Source organism: Streptomyces sp. SID5643, assembly GCF_009872555.1.
Lineage (GTDB): Bacteria > Actinomycetota > Actinomycetes > Streptomycetales > Streptomycetaceae > Streptomyces > Streptomyces iakyrus.
This window is the reverse complement of record NZ_WWIC01000004.1, coordinates 1-2502: the sequence shown is the minus strand read 5'-3', so window position 1 is coordinate 2502 and position 2502 is coordinate 1. Positions and strand designations below refer to the sequence as shown.

The following is a 2502-nucleotide window of genomic DNA, read 5'->3' as shown; positions in this document are numbered from 1 at the left end:
GTCGGCGGGCTGGGAGACGGTCGCGTCGATCTCGCCCTTGCGGATCGCGTCGAACTCCTGCGGGATGCCGTCGTTGGAGACGATGGCGATGTGCCCCTTCTGCCCGGTCTTCTTCAGCATGCCCTTGGACTTGAGGGTCTGGAGGGTCGGGGCGAGGTAGACGCCGCCCGCCTGCATGTATATGCCCTTGATGTCGGGGTTGGCGTTGAGGAGGGTGTCGAGTTTGGAGGCCGCCGTGTCGGACTCCCACTTGGCGGGGATCTCCAGGACCTTCAGCTTCGGGAAGTTCTTCTTGACGCAGGCGCGGAACGCCTCGGAGCGGTCGCGGCCGTTGACCGAGGCGAGGTCGCCCATGATCTGCACGACCTTGCCGGAGGTGATGTGCTCGCCGAGGTACCGGCAGGCCTTCTCGCCGTAGGCGACGTTGTTCGCCCGGACCACCATGGCGACCTTGCCCTTGTCGGGCGCCACGTCCACGGCGACCACCGGCACGCCCTTGCGCTCGGCCTGGTCGAGTCCGGCCTCGATGGCGGCGCTGTCCAGCGGGGCGACGACCAGGCCCTGGACGCCCTGGTTCAGCTGGTTGTTGATGTCGGTGATCTGTTGCGAGGGGTCGCTGTTGGAGTTGACGGTCTTCATCGCGTCCACGCCCTCGGACTTCGCCATCTTCGGCACATAGTCGTTATACGACTGCCAGAACGGCGAGGTCAGCAGGGGCAGCACCACCCCGACCCTGCCGGTGCCGTCACCGCCTCCGGATCCGGAGGCGCCGGTGTCCTTGGTGCTGCCGCAGGCGGCGAGCACCAGGGAGGCTCCGGCGGCCAGGGCCACCGCGCCGCACATCCGGGACGTGTTCCGCTTCCGCACTGTGCTTCCGGGCATCTCAGGGGGCTCCCATCGACCGGTGTTCCAGCAGATGCCCGCATACTTATCAGACCAATCCTGCGCCGGAACACCCTCGGGCGGCGACTTTCCTCGCTCCCGACGCATAGTGGTCCGACCACCCTGCTGGCTAGACTGCGCCGGAGCGCTGTGATCGGAGGAGTGGCGTGGACGACGAGTCAGCCCCGCAGAAGGGCACTGTGACGCAGCGCGCCATCGAGCGGGTCAAGGCGATGATCGGCGAGGGCCGGCTGGAGCCGGGCCAGCGGCTGCCGACCGAGCGCGATCTGGCCGCCCGGCTGGGCATCTCCCGCAGCTCGATGCGGGAGGCGATCCGCGCGCTCACGGTGATGGGCGTGCTGGAGGCCCGGCACGGCTCGGGCATCTACGTGACCCGGCTGGAGGCCGGCGACCTGCTGGAGACCTTCGGTGTCGTGGCGGACCTGTCGCGCGGCCCGCAGCTGGTCGAGCTGCTGGAGATCCGGCGGGTCCTGGAGTCGACGGCGACGGCGCTGGCCGCCGCGCGGATCACCGCGGACCAGCTGGCCGAGGTGGAGAAGCACCTGACGGCGATGAACGCCACGGACGATCCGGAGGAGATCCTCGCCCACGACCTCGCGTTCCACCGGGAGATCGCGGCGGCCGCGGGCAACGAGACGATGGCCGCCATCCTGGAGGGCCTGTCGTCCCGGACGTTCCGCGCCCGCGTCTGGCGCGGCTACCAGGAGGAGGGCGCCTTCGCCCGCACCCGCCGCGAGCACGCGGCCATCCACCGCGCCCTGGCGGCCCGCGACCCGGAGGCGGCCCGCGCGGCGGCGGCCGCGCACGTCGGCGAGGTGGAGGAATGGCTACGAGCCCAGCTCGGGCCCTGAGCGACGCCCAGGGCCCGGTGCGCCGTACTTACTTGAACTGGCCGGGCCGGTAGTCGCCCGCCGGCTGTTCCAGCATGACGTTCAGCCGGTTCGCGGTGTTCATGAACGCGATGAGGGTGACCAGCGCCATGAGCTGTTCCTCGTCGTAGTGCTTGGCGGCCCGCTCCCACACCTCGTCCGGGACCCCGCCGGCGCCGTCCGCGATCCGGGTGCCCTGCTCGGCCAGCTCCAGCGCTGCGCGCTCGGCGTCGGTGAAGACCGTGGCCTCCCGCCACGCCGCGACCAGGTGGAGCCGTACGGCGCTCTCGCCCGCGGCGGTGGCCTCCTTGGTGTGCATGTCGATGCAGACCGCGCATCCGTTGATCTGGCTCGTGCGGAGCGAGACCAGTTCCCTGGTGGCGGCCGGCAGCGGTGACTCCACGACCAGCCGCCCCAGGGAGTAGAACTGCTTGATGAGCTTGCTCGCGCTGGGAAGGGCGAAGACGTCCAGTCGTGCGCTCATGGTGAGCTCCTCTGCCGTGGTCGGTGCGTACACCCCTATGAGGCAGCGGCTCGCCACGATGTGACATGGGCGAAGGTGACCTGCGTCTCCTGCTGCCCCGAGCCGGACCTACCCTCCCGCACGCGTCGGGGTCACACTGGTCCGTATGCGGCTCCGGGGCACCGCCTGCGCGGCCGCCGGGCTGCTGCTGGCCCTCGCGGCGGGCTGCACCGGCGGTGCGGAGGGCGGCGCGCCCGCGCCCACCCC

The 2502-nt window shown here is 70.7% G+C and carries 3 protein-coding genes; 1 reads left to right on the top strand and 2 read right to left on the bottom strand.

Annotated elements, in window-relative coordinates; translation table 11 throughout:
* On the bottom strand, positions 1-882 hold an 882-nt coding region (locus tag GTY56_RS00880), incomplete at its 3' end, for a sugar ABC transporter substrate-binding protein (protein WP_161361491.1).
* 167 nt (positions 883-1049) lie between these two features.
* Here GTY56_RS00880 and GTY56_RS00875 point away from each other — a divergent pair.
* A complete protein-coding gene (locus tag GTY56_RS00875) occupies positions 1050-1754 on the top strand; it encodes an FCD domain-containing protein (RefSeq protein ID WP_161361490.1) in 705 nt (234 codons plus the stop codon).
* Between the two features lie 28 nt (positions 1755-1782).
* Here GTY56_RS00875 and GTY56_RS00870 read toward each other — a convergent pair whose 3' ends face one another.
* Positions 1783-2256 carry a carboxymuconolactone decarboxylase family protein gene (locus GTY56_RS00870; RefSeq protein WP_161361488.1) on the bottom strand — a complete coding sequence of 158 codons (474 nt, stop codon included), beginning with the start codon at positions 2254-2256 and terminating at the stop codon, positions 1783-1785.
* Positions 2257-2502: the final 246 nt, after the last annotated feature.

Coding starts and splice junctions, on each gene's coding strand:
- GTY56_RS00870 (WP_161361488.1), bottom strand. CDS start 2,256: ATGAGCGCACGACTGGACGTCTTCGCCCTTCCCAGCGCGAGCAAGCTC.